This window comes from Candidatus Hydrogenedentota bacterium (assembly GCA_018005585.1).
GTDB lineage: Bacteria > Hydrogenedentota > Hydrogenedentia > Hydrogenedentales > JAGMZX01 > JAGMZX01.
The window spans coordinates 1-21,355 of sequence record JAGMZX010000032.1; the positions used below are offsets into that span (position 1 = coordinate 1).

Below are 21,355 nucleotides of genomic sequence, written 5' to 3' on the forward strand. Positions count from 1 at the left end.
ACTGGCTCCGCGAGCAGGACTCGAACCTGCGACCTAGTGGTTAACAGCCACCCGCTCTACCTGCTGAGCTATCGCGGACCTGAGATTTGGCATATATCCTGCCACAGCCGGGCGGGATGTTTCAAATCTTGCGGCGATGGGCCTGTGAGCCTCTCTATTTCTCGCGTTTCCATGCGCATTTCAAAAGGATGGCTGCAGAGGGGTGTCAAAGGTGGTCCGTGTCAAAGGGTTGTGTCAAAGGGTGGTTGCATGGTTTCCCTTGTGCGTGATAGACTATTCCCGGTCTCGGAGAGGTGACCGAGTGGCCTAAGGTGGCGCCCTGCTAAGGCGTTGTGCGGGAAACCGTACCGAGGGTTCAAATCCCTCCCTCTCCGCCATTTCTTTTTTCGGGGGTTATTGCCGGCGGGGGCAAGCGGCTTGACCGCGTCTCACGCCTGTGGCAGACAGGCGCGAAACATGCGCAGCACATTCTCGCCCATCACGCGGCGAATCGAATTCTCCGCAAATCCGGCGCGCAGGAGCGCTTCTGTAAGCAAGGGGAGGCCGCTGATGTCGAAGGGCGCCACGGTCATGCCGTCGTAGTCGGAGCCGAGCGCCACGTGCGCGTCTCCGGCCACATTGGCCGCGTAACGGATGGCGCGGACGATGGCGTCAATGCCGCCTGGGCCCACGGCGTCCCGCCAGAAGCCGATACCGGTCACGCCGCCGGTGGCGGCAATGGCGCGCAGGTGCTCATCGCTGAGAGTCCGGTTTGTATTGTGTATACCCTTCGGCCCGGTGTGCGAGGCGATGACGGGCCCGGGTGCGGTGGCGAGGACGTCGTCAATGAGCGCGGGCGATGCGTGGGCGAGGTCGATGACCATGCCGAGCGCTATCATCCGGTGGATGACCTCGCGACCGAAGGGAGTGAGGCCACCCTTCCGCACGCCGTGAGCGGAGCCGCCGACTTCGTTGTCGAAAAAGTGCGTGAGGCCGACGAGTCGGAATCCCGCCGCGAACAGAAGGTCGAGGTTCTCGAGGCTCTCCTCAAGGCATTGTGCGCCCTGAATGCCCAGAATGCCGGCGGCTATCCGGCGTCCGTTCCGGCGTTCGTCCACGTACGCATCAAGCTGGTCCCGATTCTCGATAATGCGAAAAGAACCGTTAGAAGCCTGCGCGTAACCGCGGAGCCGTTGTGCCGAGTGCAGGGCGCGCGCGCGGAGGCTGGTCCAGGACTCGCGCGGCCAGCCTTGCAGTACGACAAGCGGCGTCAGCATATCGAGGGTGTCGGACGTGGCGTCGAAATTCATGCCGAGCGGCGTCCTGGTTGTGGCGGTGAAGACCTCGAGCGCGACGTTGCCTTCGATCATGCGCGGCAGGTCGATGTGCCCGCGCCTGTTGCGTTGCAGGAAATCGCGAAACCACATCATGGTGTCCGCGTGCAGGTCCGCAACGAAGAGAGTCTCATGGAGCCGGGCGGCATCCTCAGACACGCGGTAGGGCGGCCGCATCCGGGACCGGTTGAACGCTACCATGACGATGGCGGGCGCTTTTGCGGTCAACACCGCCATGACGAGAATGGCCGCGACGGCGGTGGCGCCCAGTGTCACGTCGTGGCGGATCGCGGCGAAAACAAGGAGGCCGGGGCCTGCGAGATAACCCAGCCCCAGCAATGCGAAGGCGGCCCATTCCCCCCAGCGCCGTACTTGTTCGCTCATGTCTTGCGCCCAATGATGATAAGGATGTTGGTTGTATGCGGACTATCGTTGTTTTTCGCGGGCCTTGACGCGTTCCCATGCTTCCACGGCATCTTCCGGCGTCGCGGCTTTCTCATCTCCGAACACATGCCCGTGGCGGCGCACCATCTTCTCGTGAATGCGCCGCATCACGCTTTCCAACGTCAGCCGCCCTTCCTCCTCCGCGGCGGCGGCGCAGGCCAGCAGGGTGAACAAGCAGTCGCCGAGTTCCTCTTCGATGTGTTCATTGTCATTGTCCTGTGCGGCCTCGTGCAGCTCGGCCGCTTCTTCGATGGCGAACCGCGCAAAATCCTGAGAGTGCTGCCGGCGGTCCCAAGGGCATCCCTCAGGACTGCGCAGAAACCGCGCCATGCTGGTCAAGGCGGCGAACCATTCTGTCTCATTTTCCGGTTCTTTGGTCAGGTGCGGCAGGAGCGGCATGTTCGGGTCTATCCCTTTCCAGGGGTTGGTCCTGTTAAAGTCTGCGGTTGCGCCGCCGATGGTAATACAAGGCTGACGGATGGGACAAGGAGGTCCTGCGTATGACGATTCAATGTTGCGTGTGCAAAAAGACCAAAGTGGACGGCGAATGGCGCGTTACGCCGCCCGTAACCGGTCCGGACATCAGCCACACCTACTGTCCTGCCTGCCTTGTTGAGTGTGCCGCCCGGCTCGCGGCCGAACGCGCTGCCGGGAAAGACCGGCGCGCGACCATCACCCTTTCCACCTGACCAATATTGCGGACACGCCCCAAGACAGCCATTTCAGGGGTGCTGTTTTACGTTCTTTCAGTTTTCATCTTTCTTTTTGTGCATTACAGCCCAACGCGCGCGGTCCCGCCTCGTGGTCTCCTGTTTACGTTGTTTCACGCCGCAAGCTATAATTCGCATCGCATGGGATAGTCTACGGCCTGTCGAAGCGGGAGGGTAGTCATGTTTTCACGGGTTGCATCCTGGTACGCGCGGGTCCTGGCGGCTGCGGTCGTGCTTGTGGGCTGCACGCAAGCGACGGACAAGCCCCGCGTCGCGCTCATCATGAAATCGCTGGCGAACGAGTTTTTCATGACAATGGAGGACGGCGCGCGGGCGCACCAGCAGGCGCATGCGGCGGAGTACGAGCTTGTGGCGCAGGGGATCAAGGACGAGTTGGACGTCAACCGCCAGGTCCAATTGGTGGAGCAGATGGTCGCGCAGGGGGTGGACGCCATCGTTATTGCGCCCGCGGATTCGAAAGCGCTGGTGACGGTCTGCAAACGGGCCCTGGACGCGGGGATTGTGGTGGTGAACATCGACAATCGCCTGGACGCGGACGTACTGCGGGAGAGGGGCGTGACAATTCCCTTCGTCGGTCCGGACAACCGGAAGGGCGCGCGGGCGGTGGGTGAGTTTGTAGCCGCGCAATTGGCCCAAGGCGATCCTGTAGCAATTGTAGAGGGCGCGCCCAACGCCTACAACGCCGTTCAGCGCAAGCTCGGTTTCGAGGATGCTTGCGCGGCAGCGGGCTTGACGGTCGTCGCCTCGCAACCAGCCCACTGGGAGATGGCCCGGGCCAACGAAGTGGTCTCCGGCATGATCACGGAGCATCCGGAGACCAAAGCCGTGTTATGCGCGAACGACAGCATGGCGCTGGGGGCCGTTGCGGCGTTGCGCGGCGCGGGCAAGCTCGGCTCGGTGCTGGTAGCGGGCTTCGATAACATCTCCGCGGTTAAGGAACTGCTCGCCCAGGGCGAAATCACGGCTACGGCCGACCAGCACGCCGATCAACTGGCCGTGTACGGCATCGAGTACGCGTTGGCGATACTGCGCGGAGAGGCGGCGCCCGCGGACAGAGAAACGCCGGTCGACCTGGTCACCAAAGACGCCGTAGCCGCTGGAGCCCGGCCCTGATGCGGAGCGCCGCTTTCCGCCGGTTTGTGGGGGAATCCCTGGGCTTGGTGCTCGTGTTGGCTGGACTGGCCGTTTTTTTCGGCCTGATTACCCGGCATTTTTTCAGCCTGACCACGTTCCAGACGATTGTGAATCAAATACCCGATTCGCTTGTAATTGCCGTTGGCATGACCTTCGTGCTTGTCATCCGCGGCATCGACTTGTCCGTTGGCTCGCTGCTCGCGCTTTGCAGCGCTGTGTTGGGCGTGTGCCTCGCGCAATGGCACTGGCCACTGCCGCTGGCTATTGCCGCGTGTCTTGTCACGGGCGGGCTCGCGGGCACGGTCAACGGCGCCGTTACGGTGCGCTGGGCCTTGCCTTCTTTCATCGTGACCCTGGGCATGCTGGAGGCGGCGCGCGGCGCTGCCTATCTGTTGACGCGGTCACAGACGCAATACATCGGCGCACAGATTGAACGAATCGCGGACGCGGGTGTGCTTGGAATTTCGCTGCCGTTCCTCTTGTCGTTTGTAATCGTCGTAATTGGCCAAGTAGTGCTGTCACATACAACGTTTGGCCGCTACATGCTTGCCGTGGGCGCAAACGAGGAAACCGCGCGCCTGTCCGGCGTGCCCACGCGGCGGGTCCAGTTGTTCGTATTTGTCACGAGCGGCCTGCTCGCGGGCGTCGCCGCGGTCATTCATTGCGCGCGGATGTCGGCGGCGGATCCGAACACCGGCATCGGCTATGAACTCAACGCCATTGCGGCAGTCGTGATCGGCGGCACAAGCCTTATGGGGGGCCGCGGCAGCGTGATAAACACGTTCCTCGGCGTGTTAATCATCGCGGTGCTGGAAAACGGGCTTGTGCAGGCGGGCGCGCAAGACCCGACAAAACGCCTCGTCACGGGCGCGGTCATTGTGGGTGCGGTCGTCATCGATTACTACCGGCGCCGGCTGCGTACCCAATGACCAGATTCGCAGGGCGCGCGCGGGGCTACAGCCCAAGCTCGCGCGCCAGGAAGTCCAGAATAATCTGGCCGAGCGGCACACTATCCACGCGCGCTTCCCAAAGAGCGTGGCCGGGCATATCAAGCGGGAGAAACTCATAGGGCGCGCCAGCCACATTCATGACCTCCTGGAGCCGGAGAACTGGCCCGGGCGGGGTGTCTCTTTTCGGGTCGAAAAGGCCGTGGGCGAAGAGAATGGGCGTGTCGTTCTGGTCGATGTCCGGGAAGTACGCCGAAGGATTGCCCCACAGGGCCACGCACGCCTGAAGTCGGGAGGAGTAACCGGGGCTGTTCAGTTCATAGAGGGGGTCGTTGCCGGGGCCAGGCTCCGCGTCTTCGAAGGCGAGTCCATACATGCACGTGCCACCCGCGGAACTGCCGACACCCGCCACCATCTCCGGGTCGATACCGTAGAGGCTCGCATTGGCGCGGACCCACCGAATGGCCGCGCGGCAGTCGGCCACGGCGGCCTGCTGCGCCAGGCGCGTGGCGCAGCGCTCGGGAAGCTGCTCTGCCTGGGGCAGATCCTGGACCTGCCGGTAGTCGATGCAGAACGCGGCAAACCCGCGCGCGGCAAAGAAACGCGACAGGACCGTGTGCGGCTGCTGGGTCTTATCCAGGAAACGGAACTGGCCGCCGTGGACAATGACGACCGCTGGCTTGAGCATGTCCGGGCAGTCCTCGGGCAGATACATGTCCATAAGCAGTGGCTTGACGCCCGAGTCCTGCGCGGCGGACAGACCCATGCCGTAGACCACGTCCCTGCTGACCGTAACACCGTAGCGGACCTCAACGGCGTCTGCCATTGCCGCCAAGGTGAGCCCCAGCATCAAGAGCACGAAACCCCGAAACATTGTGCCGCTCCTTTCAACCCATATTTCTCAGGGTCAATCTCGTCAATGCGCTTATTCTATCACACGCGATGTTGAAATCGGCGGTGGGCGGAATGGGCGTCGGGAGAACCGAAGATTACCCCCTTCGGATTCTGCCCGTGCCTTCCATGTTTTTTGTGCTATTCCTTTTTCCGCAGCTCCGGTTCGCCCCAGTATGCCCAGTCGCCGGAGAAGTCCCCGGCGGCGTCGGTGACCAGCGCGATGACCGCGGGTTTTCCCGCGTAAGGAGTGAGTTCGACGGTCATTTCCTTCCAGCCGCCAGGCGTGACGGATTCTTGCGCAAGCCCGATACCGTTAACTTCGATACGGAAGAGAACGGCTGTGGACTTCGAGCCGTCACGGATGCCCGCATAGGCATGGAGCATCGCCGGACCGCCCGGGAGCGTGACAGGAAAATCCATCTGGGTGCGCCCACTGCGCGGTGGATGAGCAAAGAACCCTTTGCGGGTGATGCCGCCAACGGCAGCGTCGCCGGTCTGCGCACAGGCATGTTTCGGCGCATGCAACACGTTGCCCCATTCGTCGGCGAAGAGCGTCTCAAAGGGCACGCCCGTCAGCGCGACGGGGAGCGTCAACATCGGCGGGGTGTCAGGCAAGAGATAGACGGCGGCGGGCAGCGCGATCTGCAGCTTGGTCACTGATTGACCGCTCGGGAAAGCGAGTACTTTTTCTCCACTAATGGCCATGCCATAGGCCTGGGCATTGGCGAGCGCGATTTCGCAGTTCGTCTCCCAATCGCATTCGATGCGAGGGTCGGACCAGCGCGCCCAGTCGTAACTGGGGTTGCTGTTGCGCCCCGGGTCCACCGTGAGTTCGAGTTCGACTTCCTTGCCCTGAAATTCCGACAAGCCGATGGCCAGCTTGCGCGGTTCGCTCGTGTTCTGAAACGTGCCGCGCGTGCGCACCTTGTCTTTGCGTGTGACCCGCACGCCGAAGGTGACGCCGTCGGATTTCCCCTCGCCCGCCGCGGCGGGGTCCAGCGCCACCTCGCTCACGAACCGCAGCGCATTCGGCGGCGGCGTCAGCGTGAAACGGGCGAATGCAATGCCGCTTTGAGGGGTCTTCCACGGCGGGTGCGCGTACAGGTCGCCGCCCTCGGCATAGAACTGTGCGCCGTCGGCGGCGAGCAACGCGCCGACCACCTCGGCACCTTCGCCCTGTACCGGCCGGGAGCCGCAAGTCGCTTCATGGATCAAGGATGCAATGCGCGGGTTGGCGCCCGTCGTGAGCCGCGTTCGCACATACGCGAAGGAGTCCTGAATCGCCACGGTCTCCACCGCGAGGCCCTGCGAAAGACCCGCGATGTGGAAACATTCCGGGTCGCGCGGAACATTGAAAAGGGGATACCACATGCCCGGGTCCAATCCGATGATGCGGTCCGCGTCAAAGGCAAGCCAGCCCGGAATGCTGCCCGGGTCAGTGACCCAGGCGCGGTCTCGAATCGTCTGGCTGATAACACGGGTTCTGCTTAAGAGGCGCCGGTCCAGCACGCGCGTCACTGGGGTGCCACGATAGGTCCTGTAGGGAAAAGTGACGTGCGGGGGCCAGTCGGCCTCGAAGTCCGGGTCGACGCGGTGTTCGAGCCAGAAAGCGGTCTCGTCAAAGAACTGCTTTGTGAAACCGTCGGGCGTTTCAGTCTGCTCCGAGGATGGCTTCAGCGTCGGAATCACGCCATAGTGGCGATATGCCTCAGCCCATGCCGCATAGCGTTGCGCGTCGGAAGGCGGCGCGCAGCCCAGGTAGCCGTACATGATGGTGTATGGCCGCAGCAGATACGAGCTGATGGGATGGGCCGCGCGCAGATGCGGCATGCTGAACGTGCCTTCCGCGTGGTTGATGCCCCACACATGCCGCTGCGCGAAGGCTTCGTAGCGGTACGTGACCTCGTTCAGCCCCTCGCCGCTTAGCGCGATGCCCGGCAGCGCCTCGCGCAATTCGCGGTGCAATGCGATATTGCCCTGAAGCATGCTCAGCCCGTCCATGGGACCGTTGTAGTCGTTGTAGATGCAGAGCGTCTGGTCGAGATGGAGCGCATCAACGGAGCAGGCCGTGCAGAGTTCCTTCATCAGCCGGACGAAGTATTCGCGCCATTTCCCGCTTGCCGGGTTGATGTACGCGAATTTGACCGGCGGGTCGGCGCGGTCCCAGAGCCACCATTCCAGTTCGTGCTCGCCCCAGGGGCTGCGGCACTGAAACGGCTGGAGGTGCTTGTATGCCGGATGCTTGGGGTCGCACCCGAAGTAGTTGACGTGGAGCATGACACGAAATCCGAGTTCGTGTGCGCGCGCCAGGAACGGCGCAAGCGCGTCCACCGGTTCATTGTAGCGCGGGTAATCGCGGTCATAGCCCGCCTTCCGCCAGGACGGCACGTATAACAATGTCTGCGCCGGGTCCAGGCGTTTCGGCAGCGCTTCGAGGATGTCCGTGTCCAATCCCATGATAACGCAGCAGCGAATGTCCCGAACCCAGGCCGGTTCCTGGTCCGCGATGCGCGTGGGATGAAATGCGTTCTCGGCCCAGTCCCGGTACCGGCGCGCCGGGACTTGCCAATTGCCCTCATACACGTTCAGGCGCCAGCGGACCGAAGTGCAGGCGTCTTTTTCATGGAACGGCGCGAGCGGCATGGTGAGGAACCCGATGCGCCAGCCCTCCGGCGACCGGGACACCGTCAAGCGCTTGTATGTCCCCTCCGGGTCCTCGGCCCACACGTAGAAGCCGGCATCGTCCCCTTCGAAGATGACGAGTTGCGCCTCCCATGAGATGGGATAATCGAACTTGTGCGCGGCGCCGGGCGTAGTGGCGCTCAATTGCAGGCCCGAACAACCGGGCACAAGCACATTCATCGACAACGGGACCGTGGCAATGGCCCACTCCACGCCCCAAAGGCCCTTCTGGGGAGATGCCATCCGCTGCTCGATGACCAAGTCGCCTGAGGCGGGGTCGGCCGCGTAGGTGCAGGCGCCCGTGGCCCCTTCGAGTTCCGAAAACGCCGCATAACGCTCCGACGCGCCGGATTCCGGCGTCCATTCCCGTTCCAGGGCCGTTTCCGTCACGGGATGTTCGCCGGATTCCAGATGAAGGGTCGCGCTGGCCTCTTCTTTCGTCTCCACGAACGGGCGGGCGGCGGCGTCTGTCAACGACACAAGCGCCCCGCGATTCCAGACTGCCTGGAACCGTTCGGTCTGTATCTTCAGCTCCGCGGTGGCTGCGCCGGCGCATGAAAGCAGGACAAAGGCGCAACAAGTCTCCAGGAACCGCATACTCTGTCTCCCAGGGCTATTGGCGGTGCACCACGATAACGATTTAGGAGCGATGCCGCAAATGAGCCAGGAGTCACGGTGTGCCTTGCGCGGGCCGGAGGAACTTGCTAAGCTCATGTCAATCCATGAGGTGGTCGTTCCATGAAAGCGCTCGATTGGGACTTGGGAAACAACAGTTTCCTGGAGAGCCTGGCCGAAATTCTGCAGATTATCCTGTCTGTCATCACTGCGCTGGTTTCGCTTTTGGGCGGCCAGAGCGTGTAGCCCGGCCGCCGAGGCAAAATTGTCCGGTGCGGGCGGGGTGGGGTCATGTCTGTCCGCGAGACAATGGCAGGTGAACTTCGTGTGCCCGGCGAGAACGGGTTACGGGCGCCGTCTTCGCTTTGAAACGAGCAGGAGCAGCCCTGCCATGGATGGCAGAACGAGAATCCCGCCGTCGGCCTGAGCGGTCTCCTCTTTTCCGCGCAACAAGGCGCCGCACGGGGTGAGCGGCTCGCGCTCGCCGATCACGATGGCCTCGTAGGCACCAACGTCTACGCCGATGCCTTGCGGGCGTGCGACGCCGTCGATGTCGGTCGCCGGAGCGCCTTCGCTGGTGCCTGCGTTAATGCACCAGGACTGCGGCTGCAGCCCGTAGTCGCCGTTTCCCGGGTCCATGAAACGCGGATTAATGGCGAAGTTGCCCGGGCCCGCATGGCCGAACTCGACGTCGCTGTAGCGCACCGACGGCTTGCTCTTGATGTTGTAGAATTCGTCCGGGTCATTGAAATAGAGAATGCAATTCACGAATGCCGGGTCGGACTGGTTGTTGTACGCCGGGCCGCCGTCTTCATCGGCGGTGTTATGCGCAATCGTGCAGTTGAAGAACACGGGGGCGGCGGCGACATTGGTGATAGCGCCCCCGCTTTCGCCACAGCGATTGCCCGCGAAGAGGCAGTTGACATAAAACGGAGCCGCGGTGTCGTTGTAAACAGCGCCGCCGTGCAACGCCGCTTCGTTGTCCGTGAACAGGCACGCGTCAATCAGAGGGGACGCCTGCTGACAGTAGATTGCGGCGCCGCCCGTGCCCGTCGCGTTCTGATCGAACACGCAGTTCTCGATGATTCCTGAGGAATCCGGCGTGAACACGATGGCCCCGCCCGATGTACCCGAGCCGTTGCCCGTAAATGTGCAGTTACGGATCTCCGGCGCGGAGCCGTTGTTTGCGATGGCGCCGCCGCTGATACCGGCGGCATTGCCCGCAAACGTGCAGTTCTCGATGAGCGGATATGACCCAGGATTATTCAGGATAGCACCGCCGTATTGCGCAGCCTGATTGTCGGTGAAGTGGCAATTGGCGACCACTGGCGACGCCGCGTCATTGAGCATGCCCGCGCCGTTCGCGCCGCGTCCACCGCGGATCGTGAAGCCGTCCAGGGTGCTGTTCGTGGCGCCAAGGACCACGGTTTCCACGGGCGCGCCGTCGTTCGCGCTCAGCCCGTTGATAACCGTGACGTTGGCGCTGAAGTCGCGCTGCTCCCGCGCGGTCTCGTTTCCCGCAAAACCGCCGTAGAGGTGTATACCCGTCTGAAGATAGGCGACCTCGCTGTACTCGCCTTCCGCAACCCAGACCTCCGCGCCGCCCGCAAGTTCCGCGCGGCGTATGCCCTTGCGGACCGTGTCCACCGCAGTCGCCCAACTGCTGCCATCCTGGACCACGGCTGTGGTCCCCTGGTCTACGTACACGACGCCGGCCGCATGAGCGTATGTCCCATCGGCGCACAACGCAAACACCAGGCACGCGAGTGCCCACGGCCTCTTGCCCTGCATTGGCATCATGGTTCCTCCAAACCCCGGGTGGCCCCGGCTGCCTGTGCGCAAGTATACACGCCAAAGGTGTTTGCAGGAAACCCCGCGGCAGGGCACTCGCATCGTTTCTGGACAAGGGTGCTTTCCCGGGTGCCTCAAGGCTGCGCTTGTTCAACCAGGCAATTTTAATTTTATGAAAGTCTTACTTAACAAACTTGACAACGAGACCTTTCTTGAATATAATTAAGTACGGAATCAATATAATTTAAGCCGGGAGAGTGCGGATGAATCAGGAATCGCAACGGTGGACAGATGCGCTGGCTGAAGAAGACCTGCATTTCCTGAAGCGATTTCTGCTTTCCTCGGGTTCGCTGAAGGAGGTCGCGGAGGCCTACGGCATCTCGTATCCGACCGTGCGCGCGCGGCTGGACCGGCTTATTGCCAAGGTGCAGGTTGCGGAAGACCCGGCGTTGAAGGATGCGTTCCGCCGGCAACTGCAGATGATGGTTGCCGAGGGGCAACTGAACGCGATACAGGCGCGAAAGCTGCTCGAGGCGCACCGAGCCGCCTTGAAGCAGCGGGAGGAAGAGCAATGAAAAGACTATGGCAGACGACCGTTCCCTTGTTTGCGTTTCTGTGCGCTGCGGTGGCCGTGGCCGACCCGGAGCTGGTTCGAGACATTGCGCCCGGCGAATTGAGCGCATATACCGGGAAACTGCCGGAAGGGTCGGTCGTGCAGGTGGATGAGGCCGCCGGGGAGTTGCGGCTGACCTTCTCCGTTTTGGGACCGGCTTCGTTCCCGCTCTTCGAAGTGCCGCTCTCGCCGCTCGAGCATTGCCGTTTAGAGTACCGCGCGGAAATCGGAAGCGAGAACTTGCAGGGCACGGCGTGCATCGAACTGCTGTGCGAATTCGCGCCTGGAGAGCAGTATTTCTCGCGTGCCCTGGACGCTTATGCGCGGGGCACAACGGAGATGCGCCCGTGCGCGACGCCGTTTTTTCTGCAGGCGGGCCAGCGCCCGCAAAGGGCCTGGCTGGGCGTCTACGCGGAGGGCTCGGGCACGGTTGTCTTGCGCAAACTCTCGCTCTGGCGGAAACCACTGAGCCCGGTCGAGGAACTGGACCTTGCGGACCCAGGTGCATGGTGGGGCATAACGGGGGGTGTGTTTGGCGGTCTCTCCGGAGTGTGGGGGACAGCCCTGGCCCTGCTCGCGTGGAAAGGGCGAGCCCGCCGCTTTGCGCTGGGGACAACCTGGTGCTACATGGTTTTCGGGCTGGCGTTGCTCGTTTACGGGGGAGTCCTGGTGGCGCAGGGCGGTGACTGGTGGCGCGTGTTCCCGCCGTTTCAATTGGGGGCGCTGGCCCTGGTGCTGGGCGCATCGATGCATTTCGTCTTGCGTTGGCGCTATCGCGCCGTGGAGGAACAACGCATGGCCGCCATTGAATTGAGCGAGCTGCGGGAGTAGAGCGGCATGCGCGTTCCGGGTGGTTACACGCGCACGTCCAGCCGTTGTTCCGGAACCTGTACGACCGCGGACTCGATGAGCTTGAGGGCGAGTTGGCCTTGGAGACTCAGAGTCTCCTGCTGCGTTTTCAGGACACGAGCCTGGTATTCCGCGGCAAGACGCAGGGCCGCGATGCTGCCCGCACTGCCTACGCCGGAGATGCCGTCCATGGGGTTGCCCTCCTTGACCTCTTGCGCCCTTATTATACCCGAGCGGGCCGTGTACGGGCGCCTTGCTGGGCTCGAGCCTAAGCGCCCAAGCCGAGCCACCCGCCAATCTGGTAAATGAGCAGCGCCAGCACGAAAGCGATCGCGGTGGAATAGGCGGTCGCGAACAGCGCCCATTTCCAGGAACCGCTTTCCCGCGTTATCACCGCGACGGTGGCCAGGCATGGCGCGTAAATCATCACGAAGATCATCAGCGCAAACGCCTTGAGCGGGGTCCAGTCCGGGGCGTAGCGCAGGCGTTCGGCGAGCGGCTGTGCATTCTCCGGGTCGACGTCGCCCATGGAATAGGCCGTGCCCAGCGTGCCGATGACCACTTCTTTCGCTGCGAATCCGCCGACCAAGGCGATGTTCGTGCGCCAGTCGAAGCCCGCGAGCCCGGTCAGTGGCTCGAGCGCCTGCCCGAAACGGCCGGCGAAGCTGTACGCGAGTTCCGCCGCGCGCTCTTCGGCGGGCGCTTGCTCGTGCCCGGCCTCAGGGCGCGCAGCGGCTTCTTCGGGGGGGCGCGGGAAGTACATGAGCGCCCAGAGCACGATGTTGATCGCGAGGATGATCGTCCCCGCCTTGCGCACGTACATCCACGTCCGCTCCCACGTATGCTTGAGCACGGAACGAGCCACCGGAACGTGGTAGGGGGGGAGTTCCATGACGAAGGGCGTCTGCTCGCCGCGGATGACGAAGCGGCGCAGCACCCACGCCGCCGACAGCGCCACCAGCCACGAAATACCCCAGAGGAGCAGCATCATTCCGGTGCGCCGCTCGGGGAAGAACGCGGCGATCAACATGGCGTACACCGGCATTTTGGCCCCGCAGTTCATCAGCGGCGCGACCATCATGGTCACGAGGCGGTCGCGTTCCTCGCGCAGGGTGCGCGTCGCCATCACGCCGGGCACGGCGCAGCCTCCCGCGCCGAGCCCGCCCGAGACGATCATGGCGAGTATGCTTTTCCCCTGCAGCCCGAATGTCTGCATGACGCGGTCGAGAATGAAAGCGACGCGCGCGATATACCCGGTGTCTTCCAGGGCGGAAATGAACAGGAACATGACGAAAATCAGCGGCACGAATGACATGACGCCGCCGACGCCCTGGATGATGCCGTCGTCGACCAGCGAATGAAGCATGGGCATGCGCGTTTCGAGGCCCGACGAAAGGCGTGCCAGTTGCTCGAAGAACCAGACCATGAGACCCGTGGGGCTGAGCGGCCCGCCGAACCACGGTATCCATGCCCATTCGTCGGAAATCTTGAAAACCCAGAAGAACAGGGCCGTAACGACGCCAAGCATGATGAGCGGCCCAAGATAGCGGTTACAGACGACCGCGTCGATCTTGTCGGTGATATGCCGCCGCGCCTCCCCCTTGAACGTGACGCATTCCTTGTAGGCGCCCGCGGCGAAACCGTAACGGCGCTCCGCGATGATGGTGCCGGCGTCGTCATCGAAGTGCGTCGCGATCGCGCGGGCGGCGCGCTCCACGGCCGGCGCAAGCGTATCGTAGTCCGCCCCGCACAGGGTGCGCACTTCCGCCGCGACTTCTTCGTCCGTCTCGATGAGTTTCACCGCGACCCAGCGCGGCGGATACCTGTCCGCGATGGCGGGGAACCGGGCGATCAAGACGCTCAGTTCGTCGATGGCCTGGTCGACCTCGTGACCGTACGTGACCGGCTTGGGAATCAGTTGCTCGGGGTTTTCAAGCGCATCCACGCATGTCTTCAGAAGCTTGAAGATACCGCGGCCCCTGTTGCCGACCGTGGCGATCACGGGCACCCCTAGCAGCAGCGAGAGCCGCTCAACGTTGATCACGAAACCGCGCTTCTCCGCGATGTCGGCCATGTTGAGCGCGATCGCGAGCGGCACCTGCATTTCCATGAGCTGCACTGTCAGGTAAAGGTTGCGCTCGAGATTGGACGCATCCACCACGTCCACGACGAGTTCCGGCTTTTCCTCGACGATGAATTGGCGCGCCACCACCTCTTCGCGCGAATACGCGGTCAGCGAGTACGTGCCGGGCAGGTCCACCACAGTGAGCCGGTGTTCGCCGTAGTGAGCGATACCCTCCTTGCGTTCGACGGTGACGCCGGGGTAGTTGCTGACTTGCTGGGCCGCCCCGGTCAGAAAATTGAAAATCGATGTCTTCCCCGCGTTCGGGTTGCCCGCGATGGCGATGCGGATCACGGCTCGATCACCTCGACTTCGATTTCTTTCGCTTCGCTCATGCGCAACGCGAGGTAGTACCCCTTGATATTCACTTCCACGGGGTCGCCCAGCGGCGCATGACGCTCCACGCGGATTTCCGTGCCGCGCGTGACACCCATGTCGAGCAGCCGCTGGCGAATGCTTTTTGGCCCGCCGCCGCGAATCCGCAGGATCCGCGCCACGGCGCCGGTGGTCAGGTCGTAGAGGGTCGTGGCCATCTGATCGCGACTGCGCCTCCGCTATTGCCGCCGGAAAGGACCGGGGACGGAATAGAATGCGGCCCGTGCAGCCTTCATGGCGATTCGGGTCTTTCCGCGGTGCCGGAAGCCGGGTGCGCAACAAATATCTTCTCGGCCATGCCCCGGCCGATGGCAACGCGCGATTCGCCGATAGCGACGAAGACCGCGCCGCCCTCTCCGCCGCTGGATCGCAGGACGCGCATTTCGCATCCGCGGCGTACGCCCATCCCGATCAGATTACGTTGAAAAGCACGCCCACCCCGCAGCGCGGTTACCTTCACGCATGCTCCTGCGCGCACCACACTCAATGGCACACTGTGGTCTGAGCCGGCGCCGATACTGTCCGATTCGCGCGGCATTACTACGGTTCCTGTCTTCAAGTCTTAATGCCGTTCCGGTGCTTGCCCGCAGCCGGGACACGCCGCGTGGCCGCACGCGGAACCCGCGTCACGGCCGCGATTCCACAACGCCGCGCACAGCTGGCGAGCCACCGCCAGCACCGCGGCCGTTACGATGCCCGCTACCACCATGCATTCCATGATTACGTCATGTGCGCCTCTAAGCCTTGCCCGCGCGGGGGGCTTTCCTGGCCGGGCCGCTGCGCTTGGCGCGCATGCCGTTGCTCTCGGGCGCTTCCTGATACGCCGTGGCCTCGCCGTCATCCCGGTAACTCTCCATCATCCTGCGCAGGTCGCTCAGCCGGTGCGGGTCGTCCAACAGGCTGCGCATGAACCAGAGGAGCCGCCGGCCTGTTTCGACGCCGAGCAAGTGCTCCATCTTGCATGCATCGCTGATAGCCGCATCCCGCGGCACGCCCAGTACGCGTTCGAAGAAGCCGGAGAGAATCGCGAAATTCTCCTCGACTACCGCCGCGATGGCCGCGCCTTCGTCCGTCAAGAGCAGGAAACGATTCGGGTCCTCGGCGATCCAGCCGCGTTTCTTCAGTTGCGCCAAGGCCATGGACGCGGCGCCGCGAGAGACTTCGAGCACCTGGGCGACATCCGTCGATCTCGCATAGCCGAACTCCTGGCGCAGGCTGCGTATGGCCATCAGGTAATGGGCCATCGAGTGGGTCACCAGGTTCCTGTCGAAATCGCGCCAGTGACTAGCGTCATTCGCCGCGGTGGTCACGGCATAGCCTCCGGAGTTCAGCACAGTGAACAGTTCTTTGCCTTCTATTCTATCATGTTCGCGTAGCTAAACCAATTTTTGCTCGCGGACACGTTGGTGCGCGGCATCGCTGTCGCACTCACGGTTCGGGGACTTTCCAACCGTCGCGGTTTCCGGTAGACTGAAGTCACGTCAGGTATTGTCCGCCTGAAACCACAGGGAGGATGCCATGAGCCCGCAACATATGCTTGAACGCGCCCTCTGTGTTGTTGCCTGCGTCTATTTCCTGATGATTGGCGTTCCCGCGCTGTCACAGGAAGGCCCGGCGTGGAATCTGACCGACCTCCTGACATTTTCGCCGGCCGACGATGGAATTACGTGCGCCTGGCCCTCGCTCTCGGCTGCCTATGAAACATTGGACGCGCTTTACGAACAAAGCGGGATGGCTGCGCTGCCAGGCAAATTCATTGGTTCCCCACTGGATATGCTCCAGGACATCGCTGAGGACCTGGAGCTGGGAGAAACGAACTCGCTCGCGGAACTCCTGGAAAAGACGGGGGTCGACGGGTCCAGACCCGTAGCGGTGGTCATGGGGGATTTCGAAGGGGAACAGATGTCTCTGTACCTGCCCATTGTGGACTCGGAGCGCTTCGCGGCGTTATTGGGATTCGAGAATGGGGAGCCGCTGGAAGTGTCCATTAGCGGCGTTCCGTGCAGGGCGGGCTTGCTGACGCCGGACGAGACGGCCTACCTGTTCTATCGGGGTTACGTGGTGCTGGCCAAGAGTCCGGATGCGTTGCGCGCCGCGGCGCAGGGCATTGAATCGCCTTGCAGAGTCCATTACAGCGGCGCGGAACTTCCCGCGCTGAACGAGAACGAGTGGGTGGTGCGCGCGCATCCGGATAGACTGCTGGCGATGATAGCGGCAGAGGATAAAGACGTTGCCGCGCTCGCGAATGGAATAGGCGGAGTGTTGACCGCCGCGTATGACGAGGTCGTGGCCACGGCGGCGCTCCAAGGCAAGCGCCTGTGGCTGCGCATCGCAGCACATCAGAAGGCGCCGTGTGAAGCAACCCCGCCGCTGGGACTGCCGAACCTGCTGCCCGCGAACAGCATAGCCATGGCCGGCTTGCGCATTTCGCCGGGATTGAAAAACCTCGCGCGCGCCGTGCTCGAATCGGTGGTGACCGATCCCGCACAACGCACGCAGGCACAGGGATTCTTCACGTTCATTACGGGATTGCTGGGTGATGAAGCCGCCGCCGCCGTGCCCGTGATAAGCAGCGAGCATATGCACTTCATTGCCGTCGTCAGAAGCCCGACGCCGAAGATGATTGAAACTTCTCTCGGTATGGCGGACGCACCGGCAGCGGCGGGACAATACGCGGGAAGGGACATCTATGAGATCAATGTGTTCCCGCCGCCGGCCGACCGCATCTTCTACACCAGCACGGAAGACCTGTTTCTTATCGGCACTCGAAAACAGGACATTCAGGCCCTGCTAGACAAGGTTACGGGTGCGGTGGTTGAGGAAGCGCCGCGTCCTTTCCTGGCGACGCTGCTGGCGCGGGCAAATCACGGGTTTCTCCATGTGAACGGGAGACGTCTGTCAAGAGCGATGCAATCCGGTGGCCTGGCCATGGACATGCCCAAGCAGACTCTCGAATTGGGCAATATACAGGTGCGCATCGAGCACCACGGGACCTACGGGCAGGTCGTTTGCGACATCCCAAACACCCTCTTGTCCGGTCCCGCGATGATGCTGACCGCGCTGTCAGGCAGGCAAGATCCTAATGCGCGAGCCATAAGTCAGAACAATCTCAAGCAGATGGGGCTGGTCTGCAAGATGTACGCAAATGAGAGCAAGGGGCAGGTGTATCCGCCCATCTCGCCCGTGCCGGGCAAATTGATGATCGACGCCGCGGCGATTTACCCGGAATATCTTTCCGATGTCACGATACTGGCGCGACCCGGCTGCAAAGCTCTGGAGATCGACTTTGATAACCCGGATTTCGCGCAGATTATGATCGATGACCGCTGCTATCTCTACCTGTCCCATGCGATCACGACCGAAGAGGAGGGTCTCGCCTACGCCGAGGCGTATCGGAAAGCGGCGGAGTCGCGCGCTGGCTTCGAGCAGGATTTCGACACCCCCAATGGCAAGCTGTACCGGCTTCGCGAGGGCGTCGAGCGCTTCTTCATTACCGACATCAGCAATCCGGCGGGCGCGGTCATGGCGCAGTCGCGCGTGTTGGTGATGATGGAACGCCCGGTGGGCGAAACGGTAGAAGGCATAAATGTGTTGTTTATGGACGGGCACGTGGAATACGTGCGCAAGGGCGTTTTCCCGTACACGGACACGTTCATGAACGCATTGTTGGCCCTCGATGCCCTGGAAGGCACGTGACGAGGTGTGCGGCTGATGATGATGCACATTCGCATTTCATGGCCTGCCGGGGCGTCGAATGCCGCCCCGTGACGGCGATGAACATGCTTGGCAAGATCGAGGGCGACCCGCGAGCTGGCGTGCGTTCGCACAGGCGACGCAATCACCGTCGAGGCTGTTTCCGAAAAAGGCGCTGTCATTGCGGCGGATAGCGGTCGAATACCTCGCCGTGGATGTCCACGGCCTGATAGGTGACGGCTTCGTTCGCCAGGTCGACCAGCCAGAAATGCGGCGTGCTCGAAGCTTTTTCGAGGTACCACGCACCCTCGTTCTCGATTTTGCGGGGCGGCACGCCCATGCAGCCGTCGCCGAAATAGACAATGCCTTCGGGGTCTACCTGATTGCCGCGGATGGGCTTGGTCCGTTTGAACGTGTGGTCATGTTGCTCAAAACACGCCGTTACGCCGTACTGCTCGAACAACGGCAGCCAATGTTCGCGGCCCGCCCCGGATAGGCTGCCCTCGAAATCGCGATGACTCGGATAGAACGGCACATGGTAGACGGCCATCTTGAAGGGTACGCCTTCCATTTTCTGCAATACCGTTTCGAGCCAGGCCTTTTGCGCGCCGTCGTGGGGGACGGTATGACCCGAGTCAAGAATGATCAGTCCCAGACTGGGGCCGAAACGCAGCGAGAAATACGGCAAACCGCCCTGCGCAAAAAAACCAAAGAAGTATGGGGCGTTGCGTTCCGGCTCCTCGAAATCACCGTTGGTTTCATGATTTCCAAGAGCGAACACGCCCGGAATGACCCGGTTTTCTTCCGTGCGCATGCAGCTTTCCCACGTCTGCAACCACCAGTCCCAGATGAAGAGGTTCTTGGGGTTGCCATTGGCATACGCGATGTCGCCGCCGATGACGACGAAGTCCGGATTGGCCGCGGCGGCTTGCTTGAGCAGACGCCGCGCGCGCGGGTGTACGCTCACGTCGCCGCCCACCGCGAAGCGTATGGGCGAACCATCGTTCGGGATTGTGCGGAACTGCTGAACCGTCGAGAAGCGCTTGCCCTCGACACCGTAGAGGAAGTGATAAGTGGTGCCCGGTTCGAGCCCCGTGAGTGGGACGCTGAATACCGCGCGTTTTTCCTTGATGCCCGGAACGGTGTGCGGCGGCGCGGAAGCGCGGAACGCATACGCGGCGGCGTCCTGCCCGCGCGGTTCCGTGTCGTAGTAGACAACGCCCTCGGGAGCGGGAATCGGGGTCTGAAAGTTTACGGTCATCGTCGTCGACGGATCGCCCTGCCACGTCAGGTACATGTGGAACGGCGTGGCGCATCCCTGCACCAGCAGGGCTGTCGCCGCGACGAGGACGACGAGCGCCAGGACACGCGCGATGGTATGTTGCTGCAATCGCATGGCAAGCTCCTCCAATACCGATTCCCGTCTGTGGCCCGGTTTATGGACCGGCGGCGCTACTGCGAGGATTCAACATCGCCAGCGGGCTGCTTCCTGCGTGCTGCGGTATACGGCGGCAGCGCGCGCAGCCGCGGGTCGTCCACCGGTCCGCCAATCGTGAAATGATACAACGATTGATAGCCCGATTCGCGCAGCCCAAAGAGTTCGTGCGCGACGTCGTCAAAATAGCAGCCGATTCCCGTGCCGCGCACGCCCGCGCGTTCGGCTTCCAGGTATAACACCTGGCCTGTCATCCCTGCTTCCCAGAACAGGCGCGGATACAACCACGCCCCGCGCGCGCAAGGGCTCATCAAAACACGACAACATCGCGACGCTGAAAACGCCGTCTCCCGCAATATCCTGCTGGCAGGACACCTGCGTCGCGATGCGGCGGCAGTCACCCGCTTCGAGCAGAAACAGGGGCAGCGACTCGGGCGCATCCGCCGGGCATTCCCAGGCAAAGAAGGGATGCATCGCTCCGCGTAGGGCGGCTGTCCCGGCAGGATCGCGCGCAAGCAGGTAGAGTCCGGGCTGCAGGCCGGTCACGCGATGCACAAACAGCCCCAGATGCACGCGCGTCTCCGGCGGAGCGCTCCACCACGGGGGCGCGCCCGGGTCTGGCAGGGTCCTCGCGAGGATCCGGTAGAAAGCCGAAGCCGAAAGGGACGTCACGCCGTCCATATCAACGGCGCTGCGGCGCTGTTGGAAGATGCGGCGGGCCGTTGGCCCGGCGGACGGGCGTTGAGGAACGCCCGGGGTGCATGGGGGATAGGCCTGCGGTTGCGTGGACGGCTTGCGGCACGCAAGCGTTGTCTTCTCTATGATTTCCCATGCGCGGTGCTCACGGCTCAGACGATTGGCGCGCCCCAGCCATTCAACCCCTCGCGCGGCAGCCCCTGTCTGTCGCTGCGAATCCGCTGCGAACCCGTTGGGGATCGGCGTGGCATGGTTCGCCGGCACGACTGCCGCGAGGAGGTCCGGGTGCTCGATTTCCGCGTCGCCGTGTTCCTGGGACCGGTCCAGGCCGAGTAACGCCGCGACTTCGGCGTCCGGCGCGGCGTCGAGATGCACGAGACGCCAGCCCAATGCCGTGGCGGAAAAACTCAGCGCCGCCAGGGCATGGCCCACGTCATGGTTACAGTACCGGTAGGCGCGCTCGCCGTATTTCCAGGTCTCGCGCCACTGGATGGTCGCAATTCCAACGAAGAAGACCGGTTTGGGGAACTCGTCCGTCAGACGTGCCCAAGCCCTGGCCGGCAGCGCCGCGCGGCGTTCAAGCCCGTGTTCGCGCGGCGCGTAGTGATATACGCAAGGCGCGCCTGTGAAATCCGAAACCAGATATCCCTCGGTGGGATGAAGATTCCCGCTCGACGGGTTACATCGCAACTCCCACCGCGAACCTTGGTATTCCTTGGACGCGGAGAGGCCCAGCGCAGATTCGAAGAACTGGCCAATCGACAACGGATTCAAGGGTCGCGGAGGGATAGAGGCCGGCGCGGCTAACGCATCATAGGGCGGCGAATCATCCGTTTCGGGAAAGGGCAGCAGATACAGAGGCGCGCCGGCATAGCGCCGGAACGGGTCCGGCTGATTGGCCCAGTCCAGGTAACCCAGCGATCGCGCGTACCGGTGCGGATGGTGCTTCGTCGCCTCGTGATACGCGCGCACCGCTTCGACCGCCACCTGTAATCGGGAACTTTGCTCTTTGTCAGCCATG

The 21,355-nt window shown here is 62.8% G+C and carries 17 protein-coding genes, 2 tRNA genes and 1 pseudogene; 7 read left to right on the forward strand and 13 right to left on the reverse strand.

From position 1 onward, the window contains the following. Nucleotides 1-2: 2 nt before the first annotated feature. Nucleotides 3-78 (reverse strand) — tRNA-Asn (locus KA184_07510). A gap of 209 nt (nucleotides 79-287) precedes the next feature. On the opposite strand from KA184_07510, the gene KA184_07515 reads away from it, so the two are divergent. Further along, nucleotides 288-377 (forward strand) — tRNA-Ser (locus tag KA184_07515). A gap of 51 nt (nucleotides 378-428) precedes the next feature. Here KA184_07515 and KA184_07520 read toward each other — a convergent pair. Together KA184_07520 and KA184_07525 are read right to left on the reverse strand one after the other, a co-directional pair. Further along, nucleotides 429-1,550: a membrane dipeptidase gene (locus KA184_07520; protein MBP8129416.1), complete on the reverse strand. Its 1,122-nt coding sequence runs from the start codon at nucleotides 1,548-1,550 to the stop codon at nucleotides 429-431. 189 nt (nucleotides 1,551-1,739) lie between these two features. Next, complete coding sequence (locus KA184_07525) at nucleotides 1,740-2,156, reverse strand: nucleotide pyrophosphohydrolase (protein MBP8129417.1); 417 nt, start codon at nucleotides 2,154-2,156, stop codon at nucleotides 1,740-1,742. A 101-nt stretch (nucleotides 2,157-2,257) separates the two neighbouring features. Here KA184_07525 and KA184_07530 point away from each other — a divergent pair, with 101 nt between their 5' ends. The 3 genes from KA184_07530 to KA184_07540 all read left to right on the forward strand — a co-directional run bounded on the left by KA184_07530 (nucleotide 2,258) and on the right by KA184_07540 (nucleotide 4,551). Next, on the forward strand, nucleotides 2,258-2,446 hold the full coding sequence (locus KA184_07530; GenBank protein MBP8129418.1) for a hypothetical protein: 189 nt from the start codon (nucleotides 2,258-2,260) through the stop codon (nucleotides 2,444-2,446). Nucleotides 2,447-2,647: 201 nt separating this feature from the next. Beyond that, on the forward strand, nucleotides 2,648-3,601 hold the full coding sequence (locus KA184_07535) for a sugar ABC transporter substrate-binding protein (GenBank protein ID MBP8129419.1): 954 nt from the start codon (nucleotides 2,648-2,650) through the stop codon (nucleotides 3,599-3,601). Next, a complete protein-coding gene (locus KA184_07540) occupies nucleotides 3,601-4,551 on the forward strand; it encodes an ABC transporter permease (protein ID MBP8129420.1) in 951 nt (316 codons plus the stop codon). Before KA184_07535 ends, KA184_07540 begins: the two co-directional genes overlap by 1 nt. 25 nt (nucleotides 4,552-4,576) lie before the next feature. On the opposite strand, the gene KA184_07545 is transcribed toward KA184_07540, so the two are convergent. The 3 genes from KA184_07545 to KA184_07555 all read right to left on the reverse strand — a co-directional run bounded on the left by KA184_07545 (nucleotide 4,577) and on the right by KA184_07555 (nucleotide 10,560). Beyond that, nucleotides 4,577-5,443, reverse strand: a complete 867-nt coding sequence (locus KA184_07545) for an alpha/beta hydrolase (protein MBP8129421.1) — start codon at nucleotides 5,441-5,443, stop codon at nucleotides 4,577-4,579. A 158-nt stretch (nucleotides 5,444-5,601) separates the two neighbouring features. Then, nucleotides 5,602-8,742, reverse strand: a complete 3,141-nt coding sequence (locus KA184_07550) for a hypothetical protein (GenBank protein ID MBP8129422.1) — start codon at nucleotides 8,740-8,742, stop codon at nucleotides 5,602-5,604. A gap of 363 nt (nucleotides 8,743-9,105) precedes the next feature. After that, nucleotides 9,106-10,560 carry a right-handed parallel beta-helix repeat-containing protein gene (locus tag KA184_07555; GenBank protein ID MBP8129423.1) on the reverse strand — a complete coding sequence of 485 codons (1,455 nt, stop codon included), beginning with the start codon at nucleotides 10,558-10,560 and terminating at the stop codon, nucleotides 9,106-9,108. Between the two features lie 254 nt (nucleotides 10,561-10,814). Between KA184_07555 and KA184_07560 the strand changes: the two genes are divergently transcribed. Together KA184_07560 and KA184_07565 are read left to right on the forward strand one after the other, a co-directional pair. After that, nucleotides 10,815-11,126, forward strand: coding sequence for a DUF2089 family protein (locus tag KA184_07560; GenBank protein MBP8129424.1), 312 nt, complete (start codon nucleotides 10,815-10,817; stop codon nucleotides 11,124-11,126). After that, entirely contained in the window at nucleotides 11,123-11,995 is an 873-nt protein-coding gene (locus KA184_07565) for a hypothetical protein (protein ID MBP8129425.1), read from the forward strand. The genes KA184_07560 and KA184_07565 overlap by 4 nt, the downstream gene beginning before the upstream one ends. 23 nt (nucleotides 11,996-12,018) lie before the next feature. Here the strand turns inward: KA184_07565 and KA184_07570 are convergent, their stop codons facing one another. The 5 genes from KA184_07570 to KA184_07590 form a co-directional block, all read right to left on the reverse strand. Further along, complete coding sequence (locus KA184_07570; GenBank protein ID MBP8129426.1) at nucleotides 12,019-12,204, reverse strand: hypothetical protein; 186 nt, start codon at nucleotides 12,202-12,204, stop codon at nucleotides 12,019-12,021. Between the two features lie 77 nt (nucleotides 12,205-12,281). Further along, nucleotides 12,282-14,429 carry a ferrous iron transport protein B gene (gene feoB / locus KA184_07575; GenBank protein MBP8129427.1) on the reverse strand — a complete coding sequence of 716 codons (2,148 nt, stop codon included), beginning with the start codon at nucleotides 14,427-14,429 and terminating at the stop codon, nucleotides 12,282-12,284. Further along, on the reverse strand, nucleotides 14,426-14,668 hold the full coding sequence (locus KA184_07580; protein MBP8129428.1) for a ferrous iron transport protein A: 243 nt from the start codon (nucleotides 14,666-14,668) through the stop codon (nucleotides 14,426-14,428). The genes feoB and KA184_07580 overlap by 4 nt, the downstream gene beginning before the upstream one ends. A gap of 74 nt (nucleotides 14,669-14,742) precedes the next feature. Further along, on the reverse strand, nucleotides 14,743-15,048 hold the full coding sequence (locus tag KA184_07585; protein MBP8129429.1) for a ferrous iron transport protein A: 306 nt from the start codon (nucleotides 15,046-15,048) through the stop codon (nucleotides 14,743-14,745). 199 nt (nucleotides 15,049-15,247) lie between these two features. Further along, nucleotides 15,248-15,820, reverse strand: a complete 573-nt coding sequence (locus tag KA184_07590) for a metal-dependent transcriptional regulator (GenBank protein MBP8129430.1) — start codon at nucleotides 15,818-15,820, stop codon at nucleotides 15,248-15,250. A 208-nt stretch (nucleotides 15,821-16,028) separates the two neighbouring features. Here KA184_07590 and KA184_07595 point away from each other — a divergent pair, with 208 nt between their 5' ends. Continuing rightward, nucleotides 16,029-18,206 (forward strand): hypothetical protein, encoded by a 2,178-nt coding sequence (locus KA184_07595; GenBank protein MBP8129431.1) that lies wholly within the window; start codon nucleotides 16,029-16,031, stop codon nucleotides 18,204-18,206. A gap of 175 nt (nucleotides 18,207-18,381) precedes the next feature. On the opposite strand, the gene KA184_07600 is transcribed toward KA184_07595, so the two are convergent. Then, nucleotides 18,382-19,599 (reverse strand): metallophosphoesterase family protein, encoded by a 1,218-nt coding sequence (locus KA184_07600; protein ID MBP8129432.1) that lies wholly within the window; start codon nucleotides 19,597-19,599, stop codon nucleotides 18,382-18,384. A gap of 56 nt (nucleotides 19,600-19,655) precedes the next feature. Continuing rightward, nucleotides 19,656-21,354: pseudogene (locus KA184_07605) on the reverse strand (nitroreductase family protein). Nucleotide 21,355 lies beyond the last annotated feature (1 nt).